This window comes from Bacillus ndiopicus (assembly GCF_000612805.1).
GTDB classification, from domain to species: domain Bacteria; phylum Bacillota; class Bacilli; order Bacillales_A; family Planococcaceae; genus Metasolibacillus; species Metasolibacillus ndiopicus.
The window spans coordinates 234198-260960 of the sequence record NZ_HG964407.1; the positions used below are offsets into that span (position 1 = coordinate 234198).

General features: G+C 36.7%; 28 protein-coding genes and 1 pseudogene. 8 read left to right on the top strand and 21 right to left on the bottom strand.

What is annotated here, in order from left to right; translation table 11 throughout:
- Positions 1–1536 (bottom strand): acyl-CoA synthetase FdrA, encoded by a 1536-nt coding sequence (gene fdrA, locus TY13_RS14475; protein WP_042477461.1) that lies wholly within the window; start codon positions 1534–1536, stop codon positions 1–3.
- 25 nt (positions 1537–1561) lie between these two features.
- Positions 1562–2443, bottom strand: coding sequence for a DUF2877 domain-containing protein (locus tag TY13_RS14480; RefSeq protein WP_042477464.1), 882 nt, complete (start codon positions 2441–2443; stop codon positions 1562–1564).
- Positions 2444–2721: 278 nt separating this feature from the next.
- On the opposite strand from TY13_RS14480, the gene TY13_RS14485 reads away from it, so the two are divergent.
- Positions 2722–4422: a PucR family transcriptional regulator gene (locus tag TY13_RS14485; protein WP_042477467.1), complete on the top strand. Its 1701-nt coding sequence runs from the start codon at positions 2722–2724 to the stop codon at positions 4420–4422.
- 577 nt (positions 4423–4999) lie between these two features.
- The gene (locus tag TY13_RS14490; RefSeq protein WP_042477471.1) at positions 5000–5839 is read left to right on the top strand and encodes a YitT family protein; all 840 of its coding nucleotides are present in this window, start codon (positions 5000–5002) and stop codon (positions 5837–5839) included.
- A 60-nt stretch (positions 5840–5899) separates the two neighbouring features.
- On the opposite strand, the gene TY13_RS20750 is transcribed toward TY13_RS14490, so the two are convergent.
- The 5 genes from TY13_RS20750 to TY13_RS14510 all read right to left on the bottom strand — a co-directional run bounded on the left by TY13_RS20750 (position 5900) and on the right by TY13_RS14510 (position 8450).
- Positions 5900–6064, bottom strand: a complete 165-nt coding sequence (locus tag TY13_RS20750; protein ID WP_154661613.1) for a hypothetical protein — start codon at positions 6062–6064, stop codon at positions 5900–5902.
- A 134-nt stretch (positions 6065–6198) separates the two neighbouring features.
- On the bottom strand, positions 6199–7041 hold the full coding sequence (locus tag TY13_RS14495) for a hypothetical protein (protein ID WP_042477474.1): 843 nt from the start codon (positions 7039–7041) through the stop codon (positions 6199–6201).
- Between the two features lie 25 nt (positions 7042–7066).
- Positions 7067–7564 carry a GNAT family N-acetyltransferase gene (locus TY13_RS14500; RefSeq protein ID WP_042477480.1) on the bottom strand — a complete coding sequence of 166 codons (498 nt, stop codon included), beginning with the start codon at positions 7562–7564 and terminating at the stop codon, positions 7067–7069.
- Between the two features lie 19 nt (positions 7565–7583).
- Positions 7584–7955, bottom strand: coding sequence for an iron chaperone (locus tag TY13_RS14505; RefSeq protein WP_042477484.1), 372 nt, complete (start codon positions 7953–7955; stop codon positions 7584–7586).
- Positions 7956–8045: 90 nt separating this feature from the next.
- Positions 8046–8450 (bottom strand): GNAT family N-acetyltransferase, encoded by a 405-nt coding sequence (locus TY13_RS14510; protein ID WP_042477487.1) that lies wholly within the window; start codon positions 8448–8450, stop codon positions 8046–8048.
- A gap of 130 nt (positions 8451–8580) precedes the next feature.
- On the opposite strand from TY13_RS14510, the gene TY13_RS19910 reads away from it, so the two are divergent.
- From TY13_RS19910 to TY13_RS14530, 4 genes are all read left to right on the top strand, one after another.
- Entirely contained in the window at positions 8581–9816 is a 1236-nt protein-coding gene (locus TY13_RS19910) for a DUF6138 family protein (protein WP_052344348.1), read from the top strand.
- A 393-nt stretch (positions 9817–10209) separates the two neighbouring features.
- Positions 10210–11469 (top strand): helix-turn-helix domain-containing protein, encoded by a 1260-nt coding sequence (locus TY13_RS14520; protein WP_154661614.1) that lies wholly within the window; start codon positions 10210–10212, stop codon positions 11467–11469.
- 12 nt (positions 11470–11481) lie between these two features.
- Positions 11482–12684, top strand: a complete 1203-nt coding sequence (locus TY13_RS14525) for an MFS transporter (protein ID WP_230199450.1) — start codon at positions 11482–11484, stop codon at positions 12682–12684.
- Between the two features lie 71 nt (positions 12685–12755).
- Positions 12756–13619 carry a YwqG family protein gene (locus tag TY13_RS14530; RefSeq protein ID WP_042477491.1) on the top strand — a complete coding sequence of 288 codons (864 nt, stop codon included), beginning with the start codon at positions 12756–12758 and terminating at the stop codon, positions 13617–13619.
- A 305-nt stretch (positions 13620–13924) separates the two neighbouring features.
- On the opposite strand, the gene TY13_RS14535 is transcribed toward TY13_RS14530, so the two are convergent.
- The 7 genes from TY13_RS14535 to TY13_RS14565 form a co-directional block, all read right to left on the bottom strand.
- Positions 13925–14461: a GNAT family N-acetyltransferase gene (locus TY13_RS14535; protein WP_042477494.1), complete on the bottom strand. Its 537-nt coding sequence runs from the start codon at positions 14459–14461 to the stop codon at positions 13925–13927.
- Between the two features lie 130 nt (positions 14462–14591).
- Entirely contained in the window at positions 14592–15116 is a 525-nt protein-coding gene (locus tag TY13_RS14540) for a GNAT family N-acetyltransferase (protein ID WP_042477497.1), read from the bottom strand.
- Positions 15097–15996, bottom strand: coding sequence for a hypothetical protein (locus TY13_RS14545; protein ID WP_042477500.1), 900 nt, complete (start codon positions 15994–15996; stop codon positions 15097–15099). The genes TY13_RS14540 and TY13_RS14545 overlap by 20 nt, the downstream gene beginning before the upstream one ends.
- A gap of 92 nt (positions 15997–16088) precedes the next feature.
- Positions 16089–16778 carry an MBL fold metallo-hydrolase gene (locus TY13_RS14550; protein WP_042477503.1) on the bottom strand — a complete coding sequence of 230 codons (690 nt, stop codon included), beginning with the start codon at positions 16776–16778 and terminating at the stop codon, positions 16089–16091.
- Positions 16753–17310 carry a GrpB family protein gene (locus tag TY13_RS14555; protein WP_042477506.1) on the bottom strand — a complete coding sequence of 186 codons (558 nt, stop codon included), beginning with the start codon at positions 17308–17310 and terminating at the stop codon, positions 16753–16755. Before TY13_RS14555 ends, TY13_RS14550 begins: the two co-directional genes overlap by 26 nt.
- Before the next feature lie 107 nt (positions 17311–17417).
- The gene (locus tag TY13_RS14560) at positions 17418–18167 is read right to left on the bottom strand and encodes a hypothetical protein (protein ID WP_042477509.1); all 750 of its coding nucleotides are present in this window, start codon (positions 18165–18167) and stop codon (positions 17418–17420) included.
- 13 nt (positions 18168–18180) lie between these two features.
- Positions 18181–19020 carry a pyridoxamine kinase gene (locus tag TY13_RS14565; RefSeq protein ID WP_042477512.1) on the bottom strand — a complete coding sequence of 280 codons (840 nt, stop codon included), beginning with the start codon at positions 19018–19020 and terminating at the stop codon, positions 18181–18183.
- 176 nt (positions 19021–19196) lie between these two features.
- Between TY13_RS14565 and TY13_RS14570 the strand changes: the two genes are divergently transcribed.
- A complete protein-coding gene (locus TY13_RS14570; RefSeq protein WP_042477516.1) occupies positions 19197–19739 on the top strand; it encodes an ECF transporter S component in 543 nt (180 codons plus the stop codon).
- A gap of 182 nt (positions 19740–19921) precedes the next feature.
- Here the strand turns inward: TY13_RS14570 and TY13_RS14575 are convergent, their stop codons facing one another.
- Positions 19922–21109 carry an amidohydrolase gene (locus TY13_RS14575; RefSeq protein WP_042477519.1) on the bottom strand — a complete coding sequence of 396 codons (1188 nt, stop codon included), beginning with the start codon at positions 21107–21109 and terminating at the stop codon, positions 19922–19924.
- Positions 21110–21121: 12 nt separating this feature from the next.
- Positions 21122–22643 (bottom strand): annotated as a pseudogene (locus TY13_RS14580) (AbgT family transporter).
- A 148-nt stretch (positions 22644–22791) separates the two neighbouring features.
- Between TY13_RS14580 and TY13_RS14585 the strand changes: the two are divergent.
- A complete protein-coding gene (locus TY13_RS14585) occupies positions 22792–24090 on the top strand; it encodes a hypothetical protein (protein ID WP_042477521.1) in 1299 nt (432 codons plus the stop codon).
- 62 nt (positions 24091–24152) lie between these two features.
- On the opposite strand, the gene TY13_RS14590 is transcribed toward TY13_RS14585, so the two are convergent.
- The 5 genes from TY13_RS14590 to TY13_RS14610 all read right to left on the bottom strand — a co-directional run bounded on the left by TY13_RS14590 (position 24153) and on the right by TY13_RS14610 (position 26745).
- A complete protein-coding gene (locus TY13_RS14590; RefSeq protein WP_042477522.1) occupies positions 24153–25157 on the bottom strand; it encodes an anti-sigma factor in 1005 nt (334 codons plus the stop codon).
- Positions 25150–25674 (bottom strand): sigma-70 family RNA polymerase sigma factor, encoded by a 525-nt coding sequence (locus TY13_RS14595; protein ID WP_042477524.1) that lies wholly within the window; start codon positions 25672–25674, stop codon positions 25150–25152. Before TY13_RS14595 ends, TY13_RS14590 begins: the two co-directional genes overlap by 8 nt.
- Before the next feature lie 195 nt (positions 25675–25869).
- Entirely contained in the window at positions 25870–26169 is a 300-nt protein-coding gene (locus TY13_RS14600) for a cupin domain-containing protein (protein WP_042477527.1), read from the bottom strand.
- A gap of 14 nt (positions 26170–26183) precedes the next feature.
- Positions 26184–26366: a type VII toxin-antitoxin system HepT family RNase toxin gene (gene hepT / locus TY13_RS14605; protein ID WP_042477530.1), complete on the bottom strand. Its 183-nt coding sequence runs from the start codon at positions 26364–26366 to the stop codon at positions 26184–26186.
- A 61-nt stretch (positions 26367–26427) separates the two neighbouring features.
- Positions 26428–26745 (bottom strand): RNHCP domain-containing protein, encoded by a 318-nt coding sequence (locus TY13_RS14610; RefSeq protein ID WP_042477535.1) that lies wholly within the window; start codon positions 26743–26745, stop codon positions 26428–26430.
- Positions 26746–26763: the final 18 nt, after the last annotated feature.

A 26763-nucleotide genomic window follows, 5' to 3' on the forward strand; every position in this document is an offset into this window, starting at 1 on the left:
TTATTCCCCTTTCACTACGAACTCTCTAGCTAATAGACCCGCATTTTGGCTACTGCTTGCATGTGTTGCACCTGCAGCTAATAATTTATTTACTTGATCGTCAAGGTTTTGTTTATCTAGCTCTGTGCCTAGTACATAGCCAATTATTTCTAAATGTCTACCTTCGCTCTCAGCTAATTGCTTTGCTTCAATAATTGCTGGAAGCATTGCACCAACAGGGTCTTCATGCGCGCCGAATCCTAGTACAAAGTCCATCACAATAACGCCAACTGAAGGATCTTTTGCCTCTTTCATAAAGCGTTCCATACGTGTAGATGGGTCAATCATTGGATGTGGCTTGCCTTGAGTAAAGTCATCATCACCAAAATCGATAAATGTATGCTCTTGGCTAACTTTTACATCTTTTAAGCGATAGTCTGGATCTCTTTGAATGTTACTGTAGACATTATCAAATTTCTCCATTGCGATATGCATTGCTTCATCACAAAGTGTTCCACCGCTAAATAAACCGCGAATATATTTTTGCTCTGGTTTTAATTTTGCACGAACTTCTTCCACTAAAGGAATATTTAAAGGACGTTTGTTTAATTTGCTTTCATCAGCACCAGCTAATAGAACTGCTTTTAGAGCTGCTTCTTTCGACATTTTAGCAAAGTGACCGCCAGCTTTTGTAACTTTCTCTTCGTCACCGCCAATGAACCAAACAACTACCGGTTTAGTACATTCTTTAATTTGCGCTAAAACCTTCTCTTCCACGCTTGGTGCTGGTGGCTTAGAAACAAGCACGATAACTTTTGTAGCTTCATCAGCTTCAAGTGCTTTAATACCATCAAGCATCATGATACCGCCTACTGCTTCACTTAAGTCACGTCCACCTGTACCAATTAATTGAGTAATACCGCCACCAAACTCATGGATACGTACACTTATTTCTTGGCTACCTGTACCAGAAGCACCAACGATACCAATGTTTCCTTTTCTTACTGAGTTAGCGAAACATAATGCAACATTACCGATAATTGCAGTACCGCAGTCTGGACCCATCATTAATAAGCCTTTTTCATGTGCTAATGTTTTAAGCTTAATTTCGTCTTCTACAGATACGTTATCGCTGAACATCATTACATGTAGGTCATTTTCAAGCGCTTTTCTTGCTTCACGTGCTGCATACATACCGTTTACAGCAATAACAGCTAAATTAGCATCTGGAATGTTTTCCGCTGCAGATTTAATTGTTGCATATGTTATTTCACTAGCACCTTTTGATGGTGCTTTTTTCTTTGTTAATAATTCTTCAACTTCTTCAAGAGCAGTTGCACTTTCAGATTTTACAATAATCATTAAATCACTTGTTTTCGCTGCTTCAACCTCAGGTGTCATTAGCCCTACATTGCGAATTACTTCTTTGTTCATTTCTGTGCCCATTGCAATAATGGCTTGCTCTACACCCTCAATTTGGTTTGCTTTTGTCGATAAAGACATTAAAGAAACAGAATCGAAATATGTGTTTGTCTTAATTAAAACTTGAACAGTCATAATGGTACCTCCAATATTATCTTTGTTACGCTGAAGCGCAATTAATATTTACTTCTAGTCCACATAAAATGCCTAACGCAATATCTGTTCCAGAAGAAGAACCTATATTTAATACTTGCTGTAATGATTTTGTCAGCTCTTCTTCATTGCCATAAAGTAAGGCTACAAGAAGCGAGATAAGGGATTCTCGCACTAAACCTTCAGATGCCTTCTTTATAGCCATGTAGCTAATTTCATTCGTTGCTGTCTTAGCCTTCTGCACTATTTCTCCACAAATACTTGTATAAGAAGCACAAGGGCTATTTCGAATACATAGAACTGCAAAGAGCCCAACTAAAAAATCATCTCCAGACGGTGTTAACCCTGGACCTAAACCTAATAACGAGATTGCATGCCTTTGAGCTTCTATTAACTCCTGTTGCATTAATGCACTTTTTAATAAATTCGTTCTTTCATGAATCATTCTCTCTAATTCATGTTCGAAAGAATTTTCAGCGAAAGGCTTGCGTTTAATACCCCCGTTTTGACCATGAGATTCAATATATTGTCTCATTTTTAATAAGTTACTTTGTAAAGCATTTGTATTAGCAGGATATGCCGGCAGTATACTTTCCCAAAGTTTCACACCTTTGATTGGGATGGATAATTTATTACCAATAGAAATAGTGGTATCATTTATATAAACTTGATTACCAGTACCTATTTCGAAGTCCTCAAAGCTTCGCAAATTAACAATTAAAGTATTTGGTGCATTGTCAATTCCTTCACAGCCAATCGTATAAAGCTCATTGTCATCTAAACATGTAATATTAATTGTTCTTTTAAAAACGCTGTGAACAACACCAAATAATGCAGAGAGGGAAACTCTGTCCAAAAAATAGGTGTCTGCAGATTTCGTAATTATCATGAGATTCACCTCTATTTTTTATACCTAAGCTTGATTTTATATATTTACTGAATCAAGTAAAAATAGAGCACCTCAAAAATGACTATTTTAAATTATCGTTGTACATATTACACAATCATCCATTGTACTGCTCTAAAAGATAACCGCTTTTACATTTACAATGTACAATAGAAGATATATGCTAGTCATCGTTTATTGGAACCAAAAAGAATGAGTTCCATTGGTGCAATTTATACAATTAGTCTAAAAGGTATTTTAGTAAAGGAGTGTGTGGAAATTTGCTTAAGGTACGGGATTTACTCGAAATACAAGCAATTGAAGGGTTAAAAATTATCGCAGGTGAACAGGGATTAGACAATGAAATTTCAATTGTCAATATTATTGAAAATCCAGATGCCTTCGACTGGCTTTCCCCAAATGAGCTACTGTTATCAACAGGCTATATATTTAAAGATAATGAGGAATTACAAAATAAAATTATTAAAGAATTGGCAGAAATCAATTGTGCAGGTCTCGTCATTAAAATGAAACGATATTTCGATCAATTACCGCAAAATATGATTGATGAAGCTAATAAATACGGTCTACCACTTTTAGAGCTGCCTACTGGTTATACACTTTCAAATGTTATTTCTATTATTAATGAAAAGACATCAGGTAAATATGATTTGCTAAATAGACAAACTTTAGACATGTACAATTTATTTTTCAAGATTACATTGGAGGGCGGAGGAATTCCAAGCATTTCCTCCACATTATCTACTATTATCGGCAATCCTATTATTATTGTGGACAAACATTGGAGGCTTATTCATTACAACGAACATGTGGACAATACCGTACTTATTAGAGAGGTCTTTGATTTAAAGTCTAATAAGCCTCTTTTCGATCAAGCATTTATTGACTCTATTCCTCATGATTTGGTTGAAATGAAGCACTCTATTAAGAGAACATATGATTTTAATGAACAGCACATTATATGTCGTGTTCTCCCTATTGCAGTTTCTAAAGATATATATGGTTATCTTATTATTTGGCAAACTGTTCGTAAGCTAAAAGAGCTTGACTATATTATTTCACAGCAGGCATCTACACTTGTTGCACTTGAAAGAGTGAAGGTGAAGGAAATTGAAGAAGCCAAATTAAAAATTAGGCAGGATTTTTATGATGACCTACTGTCTGGTAAAATTACATCACAAGAAACCTTACAAACATTATGTGATTTGCATGGGTTAAATCCAAAATATATGTATTATTGTATTGTTATTAACATCGAAACAAATGAAGCAGATGAATTACATGATATGATTAGTGGAAAATATAAAATGGATTATATAGCCCAAAATTGCGTTGAGCTAATTTACGAAAAATCCTATAGCTATCATGGAGAGATTACTGCTTTTTATCGCAACAATAGAGTTATTATTTTAGTTGGCCAAAGCGAAGAAAAACCTCCCGTGCTCGTAACTGAAGCTAAACAATTTGCAACATTATTGCACGATGAACTAACTAGTAAATTTGACAATCGATTTTTAGTTGGAATTGGTCAGCAATATCGAATTATTCAATTAATACACAAGAGCTTTTCTGAAGCTAACGAAATGATTCGTCTTATGCAACAGCTCAATGAAAAAAATGAAGTTTCCCATTTTGAGGACTATTCTGTTTATCATCTTTTAAGCTCTAATGTAAATAGCGCAGAGCTAGATGATTTTTTCCAAAAATGCTTAGGCAAAATTTATGAGCATGACCAGCTACACAATACAAACTATATCGCAACATTAGAAAATTATTTTTACAATAACCAAAACATATCCGAAACATCCAAAGCCATGTATTTGCACAGAAATACCCTTATTTATCGAATCGAAAAAATTAAGGAAATGTTAAATACGGATTTAAAAAATTCAGAGGAACTACTTCGTATTCAAATTGCTTTGAAGATATTTAGAATTATTAACTATACGAATATTATATAGAGGTTGTTGTCTGAAAAGTGGCTAACGCACCACTTTTCAGACAACGTTGTGCTTTTGATTGAATTATTCGCCCTTTAAAAAAATGATGATTTCTTTTGAGTATGTTGAAAACATTGAATTTAACGCCTTTGTATTCACTTTTAAAATGAATAAGTAAAACTAGGTCTTTCGTTATTTAAGGGTATTTTTGACTTTCTGGACAGCTTCTTTCTCTAGTTGATTACAGCGGAGATGGCTTAAATGCTCTTCTGTTACTTGTCGCAAAGCAAAGCCTTTCGACGGGAAAAGGCATAGTGGAAAATCCATAATTTTCGGCTTCTCGCCAAAAATAATTAGTTGGAGTATGCCTCGTGGAAAGCGAGCCAATCGTAACGGAAATCAGCTGAGTTTTCAGCTATTATAGAAAATCTGCGCAAATGGGCAGACGTATCTCTTTAGGCAAAATTGTATGTTCTTTTATCAACCACGGTGATGAATCCTACTTTTTTTAGAATAAAGAAAAAACTGTATAAAACATGGCGAACTTGTTATAGTATGTACTTAGGGTAAATTTAGAAATCTACGGTGGTGTTAAAAATTGAAAAAATTTGTAATAGATGTTTTCATTATGTTATTTGGGGCATTTTTGTTTTCACTTGCTATTAACCTATTTGTTATTCCCAATAATCTAGGTGAAGGCGGGGTAACAGGGGTCACGATTATCCTTTATTATACATTGGGCTGGTCGCCTAGTATTGTTAGCTTTATCATTAATGGGCTGTTAATAATTGCTGGTTATAAATTCCTAAGTAGACGAACAACAATCTATACGATTATCGCAGTGACGTTTATTTCTTTATTCTTACATTTAACGGAATCTTGGTCTGTACAATCGGATGAAATTATTATTAATGCGATTTTCGGTGGAGTTTTTGTAGGTGTTGGAATTGGCTTAATTATTCGTGTTGGCGGTACTACGGCAGGTACAACGATTTTAGCGCGCATGACAAATAAATTTCTTGGCTGGAATATGAGCTACGGGTTATTATTCTTTGACCTAATTGTTGTATTTTCATCGTATTTCATCATCCGTGCAGAAGCATTGATGCTGACAATTATGATGCTTTACATTGGAACAAAGGTAATGGAATTCGTGATTGAAGGTATTAATACGCAAAAAGCGGTCACAATCATCTCAAAAAATCCGAATGCCATTGCAGACCAGGTAAGCTACAAAATGAATCGTGGTGTTACTGTTTTAGCTGGTCACGGCTATTATACGAAGGAACAAAAGGAAGTTCTGTACATTATTATTAGTCGACAAGAAGTAATTAAATTAAAAAATATCGTAAAAAAAGTCGATCCAAATGCTTTTATTGCTATCCATGACGTACGCGATGTATTCGGAGAGGGCTTTATCGAGCTTTCAAAATCATAAATGAAGAGGGTGTTGGGGAAAGTATTATTGCCCCAACACCCTTTATGCACTTTTTATAAGCTAGTTAGTCTTATGTGATTTATTGTTGGACGTTGTATCTATCGGTGTATTTTTCACTTGCTCTTTTGTCATCTCATTTTCGTTACGCGTATCTAAATCGTCAGGACTTAAATCTTGTCCAAACTCCTCGTTTTGTAGCTTTTTGTTATTTGCCTTTCTATCCATTCTTATCACCTCCACTAATAGCGTTTCCGCTTTGTTGTGCTTTATGCATAACTGTGATAATGGAAATGGTTAGTTGATGAAGCACATGGACAGCCCTATACAACTATGAATAAATTGAACAAAAAATTTCTAAATTATCGCGACAACATATAAGAATTCCAACTTTTAATTTCCTGCAAATTTAAAAAACTAAATAGCTTCATCGCATGCCAATCTGTTGTATCTACCTCAATTTCCACACTTTGAATACCCTTTTGTTGTAGAGAAAGTAACTGCCATTTGAATAATGCTTGTATACCCTCTTGTTCGCTTTGACCAATCCAGCCGATTTCGTAATGTGTATTTGTAACAGGATGGAGCATAATATATGCCTTTATTTGCTCTTCCTCTATAAATGCTCCACTAAGCTCTGCATCCACCTCATCATCCAGTAAAATACTTCCCCACTCTTGCCAAGTGTAGCTTTGTGCTGGATTATCTGTGTGGGTTTGCTCGTAATTTGTCTTTAACATGGTGAAAAACGCTTCCTTATCATTTAGCAAAATTTGCTCCAATGATTTTATACTAGCCGCAGTTTCAATATTTTTTAGTTTTGCTAACAATACCTCAACTGGAAATGCCGCCATATATGTTTGACGAAAAAGCTGGAAACCGCAATTTTCAACCATTGTTATTTTTTCATGCTCATCCTCCCAGCAGGAAAACACAATTTTATCTTGTGCTTCCACAGGCTGTAACACCGCTTCAAGCAAGGTGGGCATTGATTCTACAGCAAAAAACCTTATATATTTTGCTGTAGGGTGAAAATCATTTAGCCAACTAATTGCTATACCCGTAACAACCTCATCCTTTGTAGCGATAAACAGTTCTTTGTATTTTTTACGGTCTAGTAATCCCCTAATTTCCTTCAACTGCTCAATAAGCTCTGGGTGAATATCGAGATCATCTAATTCATGAATTTTTGCGATTGTGTGCATTATTGTTATTCCCTCACGCTAAATTCTAAAGTAATTTAGCCATATAATATTCATCCTCATATTGTCCATCAATATATAAGGAATGCTTCTTTACACCTTCAATTTCAAAGCCCATCTTTTTATACAAATTAACAGCTACTGTGTTTTTCACTAGCACCGTTAAATCAAGTCGATGTAAGCCTTGTTCTTTTGCCCAATCTATAATAAAGCTAAATAAGGCTTTTCCAACTCCTTTTCCACGGCTATCGCTATGTATACCAATAACTAAGTATGCTCGATGTGCAATGCGCTCTGGATTATTACCGCGAATAACCATATAACCCAAAATAGCATCTCCTTCTTGAGCAACGAATAAGCCTGATTTTAACTCGTTATTCATATTATCAATCCATTTGGCGGTTCCTTCGGCGCTCATTTGACGCTCTCCTGGTGAGAACATCATAAAGCCCGATCTCTCAGCATCCGCCATTACTTTTATTATTTGCTGCGCATCCTTTGAGACCGCTTTTCTAATTTCTATCATTACTCCACCTTGAACCTCTCTATTTTCTCCAAAACGTAGCACAATCAGCTTTATCAGCAATATTATAATCAATTATTTTCTCTAACAATGCGTAATCTACAGGCTGCTCCCATTTGATTCGCCATAAATTGTCTGTGTGCGTGTAGCCAGCCTCTTTAATGGCACCTGAAAATTGCATAATCCCTTCTTTTTCAGGGCTAATAGCCATATGCTGCTTTGCAATGCTAAAACCGATAATAAACGTATCATGATCTGTAAACATTGGCTGATTCCATGCTATTTTTGGTCTCAAATTTGGGAATGTCGTTGCTACCCATGTTAGCACCTCTTCCACCCGTTCATGTTGCTGTTGGTTTTCAATCTTCGCTAAGTAATCTGCAAAAGCTTCCACTTTTTCTTCCTCCTCATATAAATTTTTTCAGCTCATTACTATATTTATTATTCAAGCCAACTAAAGTGGCGTCAATGATACTACTTTTTATTATTTACGTACATAAGCCATACCTAACGATTTAGGTGCTGTTTCCACAAAGCCAAATTTTTCATAAAGCTTGTTTGCTGGTGAATCCGCAATTAATGATATAAAGGCCTCTTGGCTAATTGCTGTATCTAAATAATGCTTAATCTCTGTCATAATGATCTTTCCAAGCCCTTTTCCTTGCTCGGCTGGATGAACAGCGATATCTACTACAACAAAGGCTGTTCCCCCGTCTCCTATAACACGCCCCATGCCTATTAATTCACCATCATCTTTACGAAGGATAACAGAAAAGCAGCTATTATTTAAACCCGTTTGTACATGCTCCGGATCACGCGGTCCCATTCCTGCTAGCCTACGTAGCGTTAAAAACTCCTCAACGGTAGGTATAGTGTGTAAAATTTGCATCGTCTCATCTCCTATTTCATTGATACTGCCATTATATCACTACTGAAAAAGACATATAGAAAATTCGGATAATAGTAGTATTGTGCGCGCTAAGAATAGTCATTACACTTAATGCGAGGGAGGTAATTTCATGAAAACCAAACAATTTATAGAAAGTAAAGCACTGTGGCAACAGCTTGAGCAAGAACTACTTTTAAAAAAATACAAAATCGAAGCTGACGATTACCCTGCTAAAATAATTACTCCATCTTTTTCACTAAATATTATTAGGATGTATGAGGTGCTTTGCCATTACCAGCAGCTTACATTGCTAAATGAATTCCGCCAAGAATTCGGCTTTGAGGAGCAGCGTTATTGTCTTTCTCTCTTTACTGACGAGCATTCCTCGTTAGAATACTTACCATTACTCAGTTACTATGTTGTTAATTTAAGCAAATACGGCGCAAGCTTTGAATATTTAACAGTTAAGCAGCTATTGGCAACGATTCAAAAGTTAGATGTAGAAACGTATAATAAATTAATAACCAATGGTTCTGGCACTTTACCTGCGCATAAGCAGCAAATAGAATCTGACCTTATTTTCTGCCAGGCTAATGATGTACTGGCAACGATTACGATTAACATTAAACAGGAAACTGAGGAAGCCTATTATGAGGCATTGATGTACTTAAATGCTTTATTAGAAGAGGATTTCCCTAAAAGCTATGGTATTTATTACGAAGGTAAAAGCGACTTAGTGCTACCTATCGAGGAGTTGCCTGTCACAGCATCGCATCATTTCTTCGCTAAAGCTGTCAGCTATCCTAACCTACATAGTTTGCTAGTCGAGTATAGTTATAAAGCTATGGCGCAATATCATTTTTATCAGGATGTCGATGATGAAGAAGCCGCAATGCCGAGTACATTCGCCGTTTTCGGTCTTGGCTTATATGATAAAAGCTTTGGCAAACTTGTAATTGATTATATGAATGAATGCGATGGCGACCATTCACCAATGCCTGAGTACTTTGTCAAAGCTTATGTCGAAACATTTGGGCTAACACCAGATACATTGCCTGTTTTTGTCTGTACTGTACTAGCCGTGCAAGAAATTCCGTATGATTCTTTCTTTAAGCAAGCAATAAGCACAGATGATAATTTGCAGTGGCTCGAAAAATTTATGACGATTCCATTTATTGAGCTTTGTCCACATATATCCGAAGTGCAAAATGAACATATTGAAGAGTATAGAGACATGGTAGTAGCACAGTTACTATATACTTGCTTCGGTATCATCCATATGAATGACTTTACAAGCACAGAATTTAAGCGTATTCCAGAGCCATATCGTACTCGCTTTCAGCCAATTATTAAAGAGCTTATGTAATTGCAAAACAGTTAGAAGAACAATTTCAGCTAAGCCAAAAGTAATGATTCGCTCGTGAGAAGGTGAAGTTCGCTCGCAAAAATGCTAAATTCGCTCATAAGAAGGCACGTTTCGCTCGCAAGATTCAAAACAAGCGCATAATTTGCGCTTGTTTGATTGCTTATATAGCATTGATTAGATAATATTACAATTCATCTCGTTCACCTTTCATCCGTTCCGCCAATTTTCGTTTTGCACGATAATTAGTTGCGAAAGTGCCTCACATTTAAACAAATCAATCTCCTAAAACACATCACACATACACAATAAATTTACCTTTACTTTTGATAAAATAAAGTGAAAGTTAAAACGGATTGCTATCATATTAAATTAATATGGGAGGTGCAAGATGAAATGAAAAATTGGGGGCGCTTAATAAAGTACCATCGCCAACAACAAGGCTTGAAGCAGGATGATGTTGCAGTCGGTATTTGCACACCATCTTATTTAAGCCGTATCGAAAACGGGATGGTTATTGCGGAAACAGCCGTTTATGAGCTATTGCTAGAACGCTTAGGGATTGATTTCAAACATCAGAAGGAGCAACTAACAGCAAAAAATACTTTTCTTGAACAACTCTATGAAAAGCTGCTTTCGAATATAGAATTAACAGCAGATGAAATTGAACAATTGCGGGATTGTCAGTCCTCGCTATTTCATCATGAAACGGATATTATGGCGAAGCTTGTTTATAGTCGCTATTTATTATCACGAAATAAACTACAAGAAGCACAGCAGCTATTAATACAGATTGAGCCTTTTATTACATGGCAGCATGATCGTATTACACAGCTATATATAGGCATTACAACGTATGCCCATTTATCCGCTCTAGAATTTTACGATATTATTGCAAAGGAAGAACAGCAGCAAATCAGTAATTATATGACAACAGCAAATCGCTTTGAGCAAGCCAATTATTTTTACCATTTAGCATTTGCTCATCATAGGTATTATTCATTCCAGCAGGCTCTTTTCTATATTCAACTAGCAACAAAAACCTTTTCTCATCAATACAAGCCACTTTTTCAGTTAAAGCTCTATTCAATGACTGGAGTTATTTATAATAGCCTTTCTCGTTTTAATGAAGCCTTAATAGAATATTCAGCTGGCGAAGATTTACTGGGAAATGTCGAATCCATTCAAACGTCAATGCAATTTAGCTCGCTCTATAACAATATTGCTTTTTGCTATGAATGTCAGAGTGATTTTGCTAAAGCACAAGATTATTATGAGCAAGCCGTTTTTCATATGGAGGACTTACATACGGTTATCAATTGGATGCGTGCATGCTATCGTAACGGCAGCTTAGAAAAGCTACGAACACTCTTGAAAAAATATCCACGGGAGATTTTCACAATTGGTCATCATCAATATCAGTGGGAATTACTTCATTATGCAAGTGGACAGCAGCTTGAGCTAACTTCGTTGAAGGATATTGAAACACGTGCCTTTTCTTATTTTGAGGAGCATAGTCATTACGAATTAATATTATATTATGCGCCATTGTGGGGAACTTTTTATGAGGAGCTATATGCGTATAAACAAGCAAATAATTGCTATAAACGTGCTTTTAAAGCTAGTGAAAAAGTGCGTCGATTAATGAGTAGTTAAGCAGGTGTGGAAATGAACAAAAATTATCTTTTATTACTAGGTGGTCTTGGTTTTTCAAACTTAGGCAACTGGATTTATTTGATTGCACTAAATTTAGCTGTCTGGCATTTAACACATTCACCAGCAGCCGTAGCTGGAATTTACATGATTGGCCCTGCCGCACGAATTATTAGTGGCTTTTTTGCTGGCTCTTTCATCGATCGCCATAACAAAAAAGCGATTATGATTTGGAGCGATATTATTAGAGGTGGCATCGTTTGTATTATGCCCTTTTTAACATCGCTTTGGTTAATTTATAGCTTTGTTTTTTTTGCAAATATTGCAAGCAGCTTTTTTGGACCTAGCAGTACATATACGATTACGAAGCTGGTAGCAGATGAAAAGCGTCAGCGCTTTAATGCGATTTATAGCACACTAAATTCAGGCTCCTTTATGCTTGGTCCTGCGCTTGCAGGTATCATTATTACTGTTAGTAATACGAGTGTAGCAATGTGGGTTAATGGGCTGACATTTTTCATTTGTGCTATAGCTATTGCATTGCTACCAAACATAGAAAATTACGGCGATACAGCAGCAACGCGAGTAACTTTACAGTTAATCCGAGCTGATTTCAAGGAAGTATGGACGTTTATCCGTCAGCAGCAAAAGCTATTAATTTTTTTCACACTGTATACTTCTGCTTTAATGATTGCCTTTGCTCTGGATTCACAGGAAATGACCTTTTTAAAGGATGTGCTACTTGTTGAAGATTCTACCTACGGGCTAATGGTTAGCGTAGCAGGTGTCGGGGCGATTATTGGGGGATTATGTGCTGCAGCTTTCGTCAAAAAAGTTCCCTTACGAATATATATCGGAGCAGGCTTTGCATTAACAATGGGAAGTTATCTAATCTTTTATGCATCAAACACTGTGCTGTTAGCAGCCATAAGCTTTGTAGCGTTAGGGTTTTTCATGGCATTTAGCAATACAGGCTATGCCACAATGTATCAAAGAGCAATCCCTCTTGAACTAATGGGGCGCTTTGGAAGTTCACTTAATCTATTACAGAGCATTTTACAAATTAGCTTTACTTTTATTCTAGGCTTAGCAGCAGAGTGGTTTTCATTGCAGCTCGTCACAATTATTTTCTCTGTAGTAGCTTTTATATTGGCTATATACCTATACTTTTTCATTATAAGTAATACGAAATCCTTATATATGGAGGAAGTAAAATAATGCCCTCTCCTTTTCTATGATGCTAGATGCTTTTGCTATACTATACTTACCTAATTGAAGGAGGAATAATCATGGAGAAGCTTCGCATTGCATTACATGATTTTGAGCTTGGAGAGGTAGCAGAGCAAATTTTGCAGCACGCTAAAAATTCCATCCGTTCTATAGCAACCAGAGCGGCAGACAATGTTATTCAAATCGGACAATCTAAAATTGGTGGCTCTCCTGATGTGCCAGTAGATTTTGTCTGGCCTCAAACAAATAAAGGACAACCGCTACATTTTCTATGTCAGCTTAATTTAGCGGATGTAAAACCATATGACTCTAGCAATTTACTACCTACCGATGGGATACTATCCTTTTTCTACGATGCTGTAGAGCAACCTTGGGGCTATGATCCAAAGGATGGCGATGGTTTTCACGTTTTCTATTTCACACAAACACCTGACAGTTTACAGCGAAAACAGCAACCCGCAGCGTTAGAGGAGCAGATTGATAGCGCAGCATTGCTCTTTAGAAATGAATGGACACTCCCGTCGTGGGAATCTCCTTATAGCAAAAGTTTAGAAGATATTTTAACAGAAGAACAACAAGATGCCTACAACGATTTTTTGTATGATCGAATTGATGAAGAGTTAGCAGAACAAACGACACATCGCATAGACGGTCACCCTGATATAATTCAAGGCGATATGTATTTACAATGCCAACTTGTTACAAATGGCTTATACTGTGGAGATTCAACAGGCTATAATGATCCTCTATGCAAGGAGCTTGAGCCACACTCAAAGGATTGGCAGCTCCTATTACAGCTTGATTCAGAAGACGACCTTGGTTATATGTGGGGCGATAGCGGCAAACTATATTTCTGGATTCGTGAGGAAGATTTAAAAAATAAGAGATTCGATAAAGTATGGACTGTTTTGCAATGCTATTGATAGCTTGCGGTAGTTATATCAGCGGTTTTTGAGAATTTATCCCGTATTAACAGGCTGTACTTTTGCGACGAGTAACCGCAGGAGCACCAGACCCCCACTTCAAAACAGCAGATAAAATCGAGATGTTTAAGTGGGGGATCATACAGCCTGTAAAAACCTGATTGAAGGTTCACTTTATCAGCGAAATTTTAATTATATCAGCGACTTTTACTGATTTATCGGCGATTTTTCAACTATATCAGCGACTTGGCATAATTGACAAAATGGGAGCTCCACATTTTCTAATGGAGCTCCCTTTTTTCGTCTTATTTATTTTCTTCCCACTCTTCGCGTAAAATACCCATACGAATGGAATCATAATATTGCCCATCATAATAGCGCACTTTACGAATTCTCGCTTCCATTTGCATGTTTAGTTTTTCGCCAACTCGAATCATTCGCTCGTTGCCTGACCATGTTGTAAAGCCAACACGAACGAGTGGCATCGTATTAAACAGATGGTTAATCCACAGCTTTAATGCTCGCGTGCCTAATCCTTTACCCCATGAGCCGTTTTCATGGAAGACGATTCCCATCTCTAGCCATTGCGATGGCTCATGCTCCCAATAGTACGATACAATGCCCCGTACAACGCCAGCTACTTCTATCACCCAAAAATTATCACTATTTATCCAGCCTTGCCCTGTTGGCAAAAACTCTTCAAATGTTTTAGAATGATGCGGGTAGTATGGTGCGTCCCATTTTTTCCATTCAGGTTGCTCATCTTTATAGATTAGCTCCCATAAACGCTGTAAATCTTTCTCTTCCACCAGTCGAATGATTAATTCATTATCTTTATACATATAGTCCCTCTTTTCAATAAGATAGAGTCTCTGTGATTGAAAAGAGTATTTTGATTTACTCACCAATCACCTTATGTAATTTTTTCATTATTATCAACCCCTTTTTTGTATTAACAATAATTATATCATATTAGTATGGCACTTCATTAATTTTACTAGGCGTAATTGTCGATGCTTTCCAATCTTCATAAATCGCACCATATAGTACTGTGTCTGAAACTGTACCGTCTGCATTTTCCCATGCGCTGCGCAAATAGCCTTCCTTGACAAAGCCTGCCTTCGTGAAGCTTTTTCGCATTGCTATATTATCCGCTCGTGTATAGCCCTCAATGCGGATTTTATTTTTCTCGCCAAATAGATAGTCCTGCATCCATTTTAATGCCTTTACTCCAAGCCCTTTACCACGGGCTGTTGCTGCTAAGCGGATATCAAACAATGGAATGCTATCGTTTATATCATTGATTATGAGTATACCAGCCTTCTCTCCATCTTCAATAATCCAAAATGTTTCACGATCATCAGCATAATAGCCTTTTTCAACCGCTTTCTTCACTGCATCTGCATCCATACTTATACCTGAATGGTAAGGCCAATCATTTTCAGTTAGTAATTGTACTAAGTCTTCGGTTTCCGCATTAAATAATGTTAATTCCATCTAAGCTTCCCTCTCGCCTATATATCACAAATTTTAAATGTTTCCATTCGTTATATAGGTGCTCTTTTGATAATAACTTCCACGGATTAAAAATTGTTTGTCCGTGCTTGTTAAAGAATATATTTTGCCCGATATAATATGCCGCATGTTGAATAATCCCGCTTTTATCATTCCATACAGCAACATCACCAGGCTGTAAATCCTCCGCATTGATTTGACGATATTTATACTGAGTAAGCTTTTCAATAAATGTTTTCTGATGAACCCATTCATCAATAAACCAAGATTGCTTACCTTCACTTATTGCGTACAATACTGCCGCTAAACAATTTGCCCCTTGCTGTACGCAAAACCTATTGGCATAATGCTTTAAAAATACAGACAACTCATTTGGGGCTTCCTCACATTCTCCATTATCCCACCACTCAGAAACCATCGTTGTCAGCAGTTGCTCCTTACATCCCCAATCTAGCTGTTCCCACATACCACGCTGTAAAATCACATGCTCGTTTTGTATATAGTCACTAGGAATTTGGTCAATATTCTGAATAAAGGAAGCAGGTAAGACGAGCCCTCGCTCATATTTTTGCTGTGCCGCTAAAATGAATTGCCTATCAGTTGCCTCAAGTTGCTCAATCCAATCACTTTCTGCAACGATTACATACTGTGCATTTTTAATATTCCAATATTCATAGCCATTCACATAATCAAGCTGCTGATAAACGGAATGCTCAAAAAATTCATCTATCGGCATAACAAGTACAGATGATAAATCTAACTTTCTTTCTAGGTCCTCTTTGGATAAGAAAAACAAATCTCTCTGTGGCACATAACTTTTAATCCAAGATGCTAATATATCTGCTGTTGGTTTAATTTTCATATTCAATTCTCCTATTACAATGCACTATTCCTTGTCCAATGACTCAATTGGTAAGTTCCTCAATGTCAGTGAAAATTTGAACACTTGTTGAATCAAGATAAAATAAATTTCCCACCATGATAGCAATAATAAGTGCCAGCCTTTAAATCTAAAACTCTCTCTAAAGATTTCTCAGCTTTCTCAATATCCAAACAAAATTGTGGATTAGCAATTGACAATTTATGCCCCTCATGAACAGCTGCGTCACCTGTAATAACACTTTGCAGACTTGGGAAATACAATGAAATATGGCCTGATGTATGCCCTGGTGTTTCTATTACTTTACATGTACCATGTAAAATCATGTCACCATCTTGTACTCTTTCATCAATTGGAACATGCTTTAAGCTTTTTAACTGTTGGATAAACCATTCACCAAATTCTCGCTCTTCTTCTACCATATTTTCGAGCATCGTCTCGGCTTGGACCAATCTTTCTGACTTAACTTCCCCACTTATATACTTTGATTCTTTCTCACTAGCTATCAAATTAATCCATGGATATTTTTGCTTGAAGTCATAAAGTGAGCCTATATGATCATCATCATAATGTGTGATAACTATGTTTTTTAAATTTTCCATCGTGTAGCCTTTTTTCAAAATTTCACTTTCAATTATCGGTAAAAATTGTGCATACCCTGTGTCTACTAGCGTTAATTCATGATTTACTATAATTAAGCTAGGGTATATGCAATTTTTTTGTCCATTAAACTCGAATTCAATTGCTAATTCTATTATTTCCATTGTCAACCCTCATCTCGGCTAAAATTGTCCGCACAAAATCTTCCTTGTAATCAGTGTAAGCCATAATACCTTTCAGGCCTGTTTCAAAAAACGATATCTTTAACTGCTCATACTGCTCTCTCATCTCTTCATTTGCCCTTAAATAATCTCTAAAAAATAGTAGCTCCTGCCATTTTTGACCTTCATACTGGACAAGATGAATAAAATGAGTCTTTATTTGAAATGTATCATCTGTAAATTTAGCGCATACAATCTCGTCAGGTCGCTCCACTCGCAATCTATGAAATCCTGCTTGCGCCAATTGTTTGAAAAAGGATTTCTCAATACACGCTAAGTCACTCACCCCAACCAAAAGATCAATAACCGGCTTGGCCCTCATTCCTTGAATTGACGTACTACCAATATGCTCAATTTGAACGCTTGTCAAATTCGTTCTATGCAATAATTCTTCCTTTATTTTCTGAAATTCCATTTCCCACGTTGACTCATACGGAACAAGTACAACCTCATCATTTCGCAAACCAATATTCATCCTCTATTCCTCCTTTAACTTATAAAGCTAAGGTATTTCCAGAAAATATACTAGTCTGTTAATTAATTGTGATTTTTGATATAATAAATTCAAGAAATAACGCTATATTAAAACGCCTTTACACCAAAATATTCAGTCAATGGAATGTGCCTACCCGTTTTATCCCACTCGTGGTATAACGCGAAAACTTTATGAATATCCCCGCCATGGCAGTCTTCTACAATATATTTGATTGCTTTAGAGCTACGCCAATAATTAATCATAATAGCGGTTAAACTCGTTGCTTCATAACTTCCAGCCCCAAATTTATCTAGAGAATGCTGCCCATATTTCTTTTGAAACAGCTCAATCATTTCACTCTCAACAGCTACAAGCTCCTCATATTGTTCAGCAGATAGTGTCAGTTTTTGTGATAAGTATTCACACATACCTTCCTCAAACCAAATACTATTTTCACGCTCGTCATCAAAATCTTCTATAAATAACTCTAGATGATGCGTTATTTCATGGGCTAATATACAAAATACATGATCTAATGTTATTGAATTATAGTATTTTTCAATACGTTCATTACGTTTTCCCTCTAATTGATTCAGATGAAACTCACGCCATTCCTGTACACTTGGTGACATACATATTCTTACCTCATTCGTAAAGGCGGGGACAGGGATATCAGAGAAAATTGTTGTCGCTATTTCTTTTGAAGTCCAAACGATTGCCTTCGGTAGATCCTCTAGGCCAAATTCCTTTTCTAAAAGCACTTGATAAGCATTTAATTTTTCGTTCAGGTGCTCAATATCAGCAGAATATTTCTGCAACTCTTCTACGCTTTCAAACGCAAAAATATTTTTCATCATATACGAAACTCCCTCAAATAAGCATTTTTAAATACTTTTCAAAATGAACTCCCATATTACGTGGAATTTTTTTCTCATACGTTTCGCTAATAGCTGCTGTTAAAAAGCTCTCAGCTAATTGGATTGCTTCCGCAAGGCTTTGCCCACGTAGCACTCCGCCCATCACTGTCGCTGCAAACAAATCTCCCGTACCAGAATAACCTGCACCATTAAACGGCACTTGACTAAAAAGTGCTGTACCATCAGCTACAAGTAAATTACCGATAGTTGGCTTTTCTGTAGGTGGCACGATTCCCGTCAAAATAACCTTCGCATTTGTTTCTCTAGCTAGTAGATGTGCTGCCTCTTCCAATGCTTGCAAATAATCATTGACAGTCGAATAGCTATGTAATTTTTCATATGACAGTCCTGTTAACATACAGCATTCAGTAATGTTTGGCGTAATAATATCCGCGCGTTTCACTAGCTCCTTCATACGCTCAAGCAGCCTACCAGTAAACAAGGGATAGCCATCTCCTTGATCTCCCATTACTGGATCAACAAGTACAACCGTTTGTTCTCGCTGAAAGGCATCTAGAAAATCAAAAATATGATTAATTTGTTCTTCTCCCATTACAAAGCCCGTTAAAATACCGTCAAAGCTTTCATTCATTTTTTGCCATTCTTCTGTAAAATGCCCCATTTTCGATGTTAAGTCCTCACAAAAAAAGCTTGGAAACTCAGTTTGCGCCGTCAAAATTGCCGTTGGAAGCGGGCATGCCTGTGCACCCATTACCGACAGTACTGGTAGCGCAGCAGTTAATGAGCATTTCCCGAAGGAGGACATATCTTGTATAATCGCTACTTTCTTCATCTCAATCACCCACCAATCGAATATTACTATGTTCATCTTAACAAACCACTACTATGCTGGACAATTGTTTTCACCACCAAACTGACCACTACATTTTTAATAAAATTGATACTTTTATAGCAATCAGATATCTGCTAAAGTTATTGATAATTCGAATAACATTAAGGAGAATGATAATGCAACAAGTTCAAAATATACAAAAACAACAAAGTAAAACATTTGATTTAGTGATTACAGCCATTCTTATTGCATTAGTTTTCATTGCAACTTTTATTAATATTAAACTACCCATCATGGCGAAAGGCGGGCTTGTTCACTTAGGTACGGCAATGCTATTTACAATTGCGATTTTATTTGGACCGAAAAAAGGCGCAATTGCAGGGGCTATTGGTATGGGGCTATTCGATATTTTTGGTGGCTGGCTATTATGGGCACCAATTACGATTGTAGCTCGCTTTTTACAAGGCTTTATCGTCGGGAAAATTGCGTTTATGAATGGTAAAAAAGGTACGAATATGGTTATGAACATTATTGCAGCAGTTCTTTCTGTTCCTGTGATGCTAGCAGTTTACTATATTGGTGAAGTTATTTTATATAGCAACTGGATACAACCGTTAGCATCCATTCCTGGTGATTTACTGCAAAATGCGATAGGTCTTGCAATCGCAATTCCACTTTGCGCTGTATTGAAAAAGACGCCTTATTTTAAAAATATTTAATATTTTAGGCTACCACCTAAAAAAGTGAAACCAAATATGCTTGGTTTCACTTTTTCTATTTTTAAGAGATATTCTAAAGTAATAATTCGCACATAAACAAGGTCGTTTCGCGCCCAAAGCTGCAAAAAAGCGCATGAATCCAAGTTCAGAACCTTGGCTTCATGCGCTTTACTCATTTTTAATTATTTTTTCGTGAAATAGTCTAACGTTGCTTGCCCTAAAACATTTGCCGCAATTCGCAATGAACGCTCGTCGATATCGAATTTAGGGTGATGATGTGGGTATACTTCCTCCCACTCTGGATTCTTTGCTCCTGTAAAGAAGAACGCCCCCGGAATTTTTTCCAAGAAATAAGCAAAGTCCTCACCGCCCATATTAGGATCAACAATTTCCACAGTTGCTACATCAGCAACTTTTTCTGCCGATTCCATAATATGCTCCGTTTCTGCTTCATGGTTAACAACTGGTGGATAACCTCGAACGTACTCATATTCATAGTTCGCCTTCGTTAAATAGCATGTTGCCTTTAATAGCTCCTCAATTTCACGTTCTAATAAACCGCGCTCCTCCTCATGGAAAGTACGCACAGTACCTTTCATATATACTTGGTCAGCGATTACGTTGAAAGGATTTAATGCTTCGATATGTCCAATTGACACTACTGCTGGGCGTAATGGGTTGACACGACGAGCAACAAGCTGCTGTAAATTCGTAATAAATTGTGCTGCAAGGACAATCGAATCCTTCGTATCACTTGGATTGGAACCGTGACCACCCTTACCTTTAATCGTGATATAAATACCATCTGCCGCAGCCATTAATGGGCCTACAGCAGTTTGCACTTTTCCAAGCTCAGTTGGTGCCCACAAATGCGTACCGAAAATTACGTCCACACCTTCTAAACAGCCATCCTCAATCATTGAAATTGCTCCACCTGGGGCAAGCTCCTCTGCATGTTGGTGAATAAACACAACTGTACCTTCCAAATCATCCTTCATCTGATTGAAAGCCTTTGCTAAAATTAACAATGAGGCTGTATGTCCATCATGCCCACAAGCATGCATGCGCCCTTTAATTTTTGATTGGAATGGTAAGCCTGTTTCCTCTGTAATCGCTAAAGCATCAAAATCTGCACGTAATGCAACTGTTTTCCCGGGTTTGCCACCTACTAGCTTCGCAACTACACCGTTGCCACCAACACCTTCACGCACTTCATGACCTAATGCGCGATGAAATGCTGCAATTGTTTTTGGTGTCTCTACTTCCTCAAATGAAAGCTCAGGATTTTCATGGAAATAACGACGAAGCTGAATCATTTCCTCTTCATATTGCTTTAATAAATCTGCTAGTTGTTGTTGTAATGCTGTCATAAAGTACACTCCTTATTTTAAGTAAATATAATCTCCTGGTCCAAGTGGTAACCCAAGCAAGAACCAAATAGCAAATAAAATAATCCAAGCAATTGCAAAAAAGATCGAGAAGGGCAATAATGCTGAAATAAGTGTGCCTATCCCTATGTTTTTATCATAACGTTTTGCAAAGGATAATAGAATCGCAAAATATGGTAGCATCGGTGTAATCGGATTTGTAATAGAATCTCCTACACGATAGGCCATCTGCGTTATTGCTGGTGAATAATCTAAATACATAAACATTGGTACGAAAATCGGAGCTAATAGTGCCCATTTTGCTGAAGCACTTGCAATTAACAAATGCACAAATTAAAACAAAACCTATCATCATTGGCAAGCCTGTAAAATTTAATGCCTGCAATAACTCTGCACCTTTAATAGCCATAATTGAACCAATATTACTCCAGTTGAAAAATGCAATCATTTGAGAAGCTGTAAATGCAAGCACAATAAATGGAGCCATATCTGAAATCGATTTAAAAATTTTCTCGGCAACCTCTTTATCATTCTTCACTTCTTTCGCAGCAATTCCGTATGCAAGTCCCGGTAATAGGAAGAAAAATAACATTATTGGCACAATACCTGACATAAACGGCGAACTCAAAAAGCCACCTGTCTCAGGGTCTCTTAAAAGACCATTCGTCGGAATGACTGTAAATGCAATAACCGAGCAGTAAATAAGCGTAACAATACCCGCCCATTTTAAACCTCGTTTTTCTAACTCTGTTAGTGGTTCAACTTTCTCCATTACTCCTTGATATGTACCAAAACGAGGCTCTGTGAACTTTTTCGCTACCCATGTACCGACAACAACAAGTACAAAAGTAGAAATAATTAAGAAATAATAATTCATCGTTGCACGACCTGCATATGCAGGATCAGCAATATGTGCTGATGATTCTGTAATACCCAATAATAATACATCGAGTGAACTAATTAATAAGTTTGCACTGAAACCACCCGCAACTGCTGCGTATGTAATTATTAATCCAGATAATGGATTTCTCCCGACACTCATAAAAATCATTGCAGCAATAGGTGGCAAAATAATAAACGCCGCATCAGCAGCTAAATTCCCAACTAAACCTGTTAGAATAATAACCGGTACAATTAATTTTGCTGGCGCTGCCAACACAAGCTTTTTCATAACAGCTGAAATTAATCCTGTTTGCTCAGCTAAGCCGATACCTATCATCGTTACAATAACTAAACCTAATGGCGCAAAACCCGTAAATGTTTCGACCATTTTAGTCAAAATTAATATTAATCCTTCACGGCTCAGCAAGTTTTTTACTTGAATGACCTCTTCTGTACCAGGTCTAATTGCCGATACTCCAATTAAAGATAAAAACCATGATAATAGAAGCACCAGCCCTGCCATAATAACAAATAATGTGATTGGATCTGGCAATTTATTGCCTAAACGCTCGATAACATCAAGCATTCTATCAATAACAGATTTTTTTCTAACAATCCCCGAATTCCCTTGCATAAATCTCATCTCCTTTTATACTTTATTAGACTTATACTTTAAAATTTCAGTTATTATTTAAGGTCATCCAAAATATATGTCTTAAATAAAAGAAACCATATTTTTAGATTATTTGCAATATTTAAATTAAAATTAAGGAGAAATGTTTATGTATAAAATTAATATCTTTACCGCCAAACTCTCCCTCTCTTGGGTTCGGCAGCTAGATAAACTCAAACCTTCATTTTGTGAATTTCATTACCACACATATACAGATTTCGATGAGCTTTATGGGCTTTTAGAGCAGCATTTAAGTACAGGAGCTGGAGCACTTTTTAGTGGGCAAATACCATATTTTTTCGCACAAACACAATTTCCAAAGGTTTCTACCCACATGCTTTATTTCGATATTTCAGAGAGAGATTTTTATCGTGCCTTAACAGAGCTTTTTTATGAGAAAAAAATTACTATGGATCGTATTGCTATTGATTTTTGCTATGAGGAAAATGGCTATTTAGGCATTCATGAATGGTCTACAGGACAGAAGCCTCATCTGTTTAGCCAAACAATGAATGATTTCGCAAATAACAATATCATTAACAAAGCGGCAGATTGGCATATTCAATTACATGGTGATAATAAAGTAGATTTAAGCGTTACTCGTATATCAGAAATGAGGGAACGGTTAGCGGAGCAGAATATACCATTTATTTTCCTACATCCTTCGTTACATGCAATGCAATTAACATTGGATAACATGTTGAATAAGCTACAGCTTCAGCAGCTCACTCGAAACAAAGTGGTTGTCGTACATATTTTAATTCCAATTGATAAGTCCAATATCGATGAATTAGAATATCGACAAATAGCTTTGTATAAAGCTATTTTAGATTTTAAACAAATATATACTAGTTCATTTATTGTGCATCGAGAGGCTTCATACATCGCCATTATTACAACATATGAGCATTTTCTTACTACTACGAATAATTATACACATTGCTTGTTAGTAGATTTTTTGGATGATAAATTATCGTTTCCTGTCAAAATAGGATGGGGAATTGGCGACTCTCTCTTAGAAAGTCAGGAGTTTGCCAAAAAAGCAGCTTCCTTATGCTCCTCGAAGGAAACACAGGGCTATATTATTGAAAATACACGAGAGATTGGTCCTTTACTATACGGTACTTTACTGCAATTCGATAACGAAAAGCAGCAACACTTACTACAATTAAGCACAACACATGATATTCCTTTATTACAACTACAAAAAATAGAATTGATTTTAGAAAAACTCGAAACAACTATCGTTAGTGGAGAACTATTAGGCACACATCTAGGCATTACAATACGTTCTGCAAATCGAATTTTACAACAGCTTCACGAAAAAAACTTAGCAGTTGAATTACCAAGTATCACCTCCACAACTCGTGGGCGTCCAAAAAAATATTATCAAATCAACTTATATTAGCCGTGAGGAAAACATCCCCCTTTCCTCACAGCCGTTTTATTGTGATGTAACATACTACAGTGCTATTCCATCCTCCAATTCCAAAGTGCTACATCGCCAACCTTCACATGAATAAAATCTTCTTCATCTCGCAATCTAAGCAGCTCCTTCGTTGGTCCTGTAATCACCGCACCATATACGAGGAACCCCTTCTCCTGTAAGAACTTATAACGTTCTTCTAAATAATCGAGTCTCAAAAACCCCTCATAATAGTTTGCGCCTTTATTTAATAATTCCTCTATGTTGTTCAGCATCCTCCGCTCACTGATTTGAATACTGTCTAACTGAAGGATTGTTCCTTCAATACTCGAACGAAAGTCATCTCCCCCATGCTCGGAGCCTCCGTATAAGCCGAAAACATGAGGTAAACTAATATTGCCTTTACCATCTCTCCCAAAAACACCTGGTGTAAAGCTTTCAAATTCCCCTGTAAATAAAGGCATCCACAGTATATCTACATCGTATGGTTGAAGCTTTGTCAGCAAGTCCTTTGGTGTCATAAGCTTTGTTGTTGAAAATTTCAACTCTGCTACTGTTCCTTCAGGCAACATTTCTAAACGTTCCCAAGTCCCCTTTGATACGGTATCCTCTATTTCACCATCCTGTTTTGGTGGTAATTTAAAAGAGTAATTATTCAATTTTTGGCGATTCGGATGTTCGAAACGAATAGAGGAATGACGTTTTAATAATCCTTTTGAAACTTTCACATCCCCTATTAGCTCATCCTCTCCCCCGATACGTTTGTACATATACAATGAAAAACTCCGCTGTCCAAACGCATTCACTACACTCTCTTGTAACAATGCGCTGTCTAAGGATACATTCGGCTTTGTCATCCTTGTTGCAACATTTATATAATATGCATCTTCAAAAGTGGCGCCACTTTTATCAACAACAGTTGTTATAGTAAATTTATAAAGCCAGAAGCACAACAACACCCCTAGTAAGATGCGTAGTATTTTTAATGCTAAAATCCTTTTTGAACGCTTTAATATTTTTTCAGTTTTTGCTACATCCCAATTACTCATATCGCTCTCCCTCCTGTTGTGCTATGCCTTCAAATTTTTTACGCGCCCTATACAATGTAATTTTTACTTGCTCCTCCGTCATCTTCATAAATTGAGCAATTTCCTTATATGTAAAGCTTTCTTCCTCACGCAAATATAAAACTGTTCTATAGTTTTCTGGTAAACGTCGCATAATATCCAATACTAAATCTTGATGTACCTTTTCTATTAATTGTTCTTCAGGTATTCCGTAGGGGCTAAACATTTCCTTAGGGCGCAAGAAAAATTGGAATATTGGATTTTTTTGTCTACGTTCGTTTTTGCGCCATTCATCTAAATAAGCATGCCGTGCCACTTGAAATAACCATGCTTTAGCATGCTCTGCACTTGCCACTTCCAATGAAACTGTTGCACGCACGAATGTTTCTTGGACAAGGTCTTCAGCTAATTGTGGATTACCACACATTTTGTATAAATAAAAATACAATGATTTTGCGTGCTGTCGATATAAATCATCAAGTGTTTCTCTCTTTCTCATAGCCCCTCCTCCCAAGCCCCATACTTTTAACACGTTTTAGATATAGAGAATGTTACAGGAATAGTAGAAAATTTTTATAAATAAGGGGATTTTTTAATTATAGGTCAAAAAAAGAGATACGATTTCATCTCCTATATGCTCTAGCGCAGAATATAAAAAAGTTCCGATTTGCAACAACCAGAACTTTTCGCCACATTATTTTTTTATACGCACAACGATAATCTCACAATCTTCCACCGCTTCTAAGCTATGTTTTTCATTCGGTTCAAGCATTAATAACGCATTTGCATCCAGCTCTGTGACTTGTCCCTCAACATAAAATTTCACGCGCCCTTTTCGACACACAATTAATACCTCACCAGGCGCTGAATGCTCAGCCACCATTTCGCCTGTTTTCAATTGAATATTCATCACATCATAATCAGCACCTACTGCCACTTTACCCACATGTTTTACTTTGTTCTGCAATAACTGCTCCACTTGAATATACTGCATGTAGAATACCTCCTTTATTTCACCGCTAAAATTATTTGAGTATAGCTTGTAAAATCACCAAGATGTTTCTCAATAATCGCCTGTAAAATTCCTAATTCTATAGCCTGATAATCATGAACAGCAATATTGCGAAAACCAATCATGTTCATTAATGATCTCGCCAGCTTTTCATCAATGCTATGTGTATCTCCCTGCATCCCACATCTATCAATACTATAAACCTCTCCAACTATTTAAATTAGAGAGGCAGAGAATAATCTATTTACTTGCGTTTTGTATCATAAGACTTAAAATATCATCTTCTTGTATAGTATTGCTAGCTACTTTATTGCGCTGGATTTTCCTGCACTTTATACATTCGTGTATAATTTGATAGCCCTTTTTACCCGTGTAATCTAAGCTAATTGGTTTCATTAAGCCTTTACATTCGCTTAAACGATCTCCAGGCTTCATGTCTAAATGCTTTGAATACAAGCAAAATGGGCAATGATTACGAAAGCTACCATTTGTTAATGGCTCTACAGATGCTTGACAATTTTCACATTGAAAAGCAGTATTTTCTTTTAATCTACTCAAGCGTTATCTTCCTCCAAG

Bases quoted from the DNA above. Each gene is read 5' to 3' on its own strand.
- fdrA (WP_042477461.1), bottom strand. From the start codon at position 1,536: ATGACTGTTCAAGTTTTAATTAAGACAAACACATATTTCGATTCTGTT.
- TY13_RS14480 (WP_042477464.1), bottom strand. From the start codon at position 2,443: ATGATAATTACGAAATCTGCAGACACCTATTTTTTGGACAGAGTTTCC.
- TY13_RS20750 (WP_154661613.1), bottom strand. From the start codon at position 6,064: ATGGATAGAAAGGCAAATAACAAAAAGCTACAAAACGAGGAGTTTGGA.
- TY13_RS14495 (WP_042477474.1), bottom strand. From the start codon at position 7,041: ATGCACACAATCGCAAAAATTCATGAATTAGATGATCTCGATATTCAC.
- TY13_RS14500 (WP_042477480.1), bottom strand. From the start codon at position 7,564: ATGATAGAAATTAGAAAAGCGGTCTCAAAGGATGCGCAGCAAATAATA.
- TY13_RS14510 (WP_042477487.1), bottom strand. From the start codon at position 8,450: ATGCAAATTTTACACACTATACCTACCGTTGAGGAGTTTTTAACGCTA.
- TY13_RS19910 (WP_052344348.1), top strand. From the start codon at position 8,581: ATGAAAACCAAACAATTTATAGAAAGTAAAGCACTGTGGCAACAGCTT.
- TY13_RS14520 (WP_154661614.1), top strand. From the start codon at position 10,210: ATGAAAAATTGGGGGCGCTTAATAAAGTACCATCGCCAACAACAAGGC.
- TY13_RS14525 (WP_230199450.1), top strand. From the start codon at position 11,482: ATGAACAAAAATTATCTTTTATTACTAGGTGGTCTTGGTTTTTCAAAC.
- TY13_RS14530 (WP_042477491.1), top strand. From the start codon at position 12,756: ATGGAGAAGCTTCGCATTGCATTACATGATTTTGAGCTTGGAGAGGTA.
- TY13_RS14535 (WP_042477494.1), bottom strand. From the start codon at position 14,461: ATGTATAAAGATAATGAATTAATCATTCGACTGGTGGAAGAGAAAGAT.
- TY13_RS14540 (WP_042477497.1), bottom strand. From the start codon at position 15,116: ATGGAATTAACATTATTTAATGCGGAAACCGAAGACTTAGTACAATTA.
- TY13_RS14545 (WP_042477500.1), bottom strand. From the start codon at position 15,996: ATGAAAATTAAACCAACAGCAGATATATTAGCATCTTGGATTAAAAGT.
- TY13_RS14550 (WP_042477503.1), bottom strand. From the start codon at position 16,778: ATGGAAATAATAGAATTAGCAATTGAATTCGAGTTTAATGGACAAAAA.
- TY13_RS14555 (WP_042477506.1), bottom strand. From the start codon at position 17,310: ATGAATATTGGTTTGCGAAATGATGAGGTTGTACTTGTTCCGTATGAG.
- TY13_RS14560 (WP_042477509.1), bottom strand. From the start codon at position 18,167: ATGATGAAAAATATTTTTGCGTTTGAAAGCGTAGAAGAGTTGCAGAAA.
- TY13_RS14565 (WP_042477512.1), bottom strand. From the start codon at position 19,020: ATGAAGAAAGTAGCGATTATACAAGATATGTCCTCCTTCGGGAAATGC.
- TY13_RS14570 (WP_042477516.1), top strand. From the start codon at position 19,197: ATGCAACAAGTTCAAAATATACAAAAACAACAAAGTAAAACATTTGAT.
- TY13_RS14575 (WP_042477519.1), bottom strand. From the start codon at position 21,109: ATGACAGCATTACAACAACAACTAGCAGATTTATTAAAGCAATATGAA.
- TY13_RS14585 (WP_042477521.1), top strand. From the start codon at position 22,792: ATGTATAAAATTAATATCTTTACCGCCAAACTCTCCCTCTCTTGGGTT.
- TY13_RS14590 (WP_042477522.1), bottom strand. From the start codon at position 25,157: ATGAGTAATTGGGATGTAGCAAAAACTGAAAAAATATTAAAGCGTTCA.
- TY13_RS14595 (WP_042477524.1), bottom strand. From the start codon at position 25,674: ATGAGAAAGAGAGAAACACTTGATGATTTATATCGACAGCACGCAAAA.
- TY13_RS14600 (WP_042477527.1), bottom strand. From the start codon at position 26,169: ATGCAGTATATTCAAGTGGAGCAGTTATTGCAGAACAAAGTAAAACAT.
- hepT (WP_042477530.1), bottom strand. From the start codon at position 26,366: ATGCAGGGAGATACACATAGCATTGATGAAAAGCTGGCGAGATCATTA.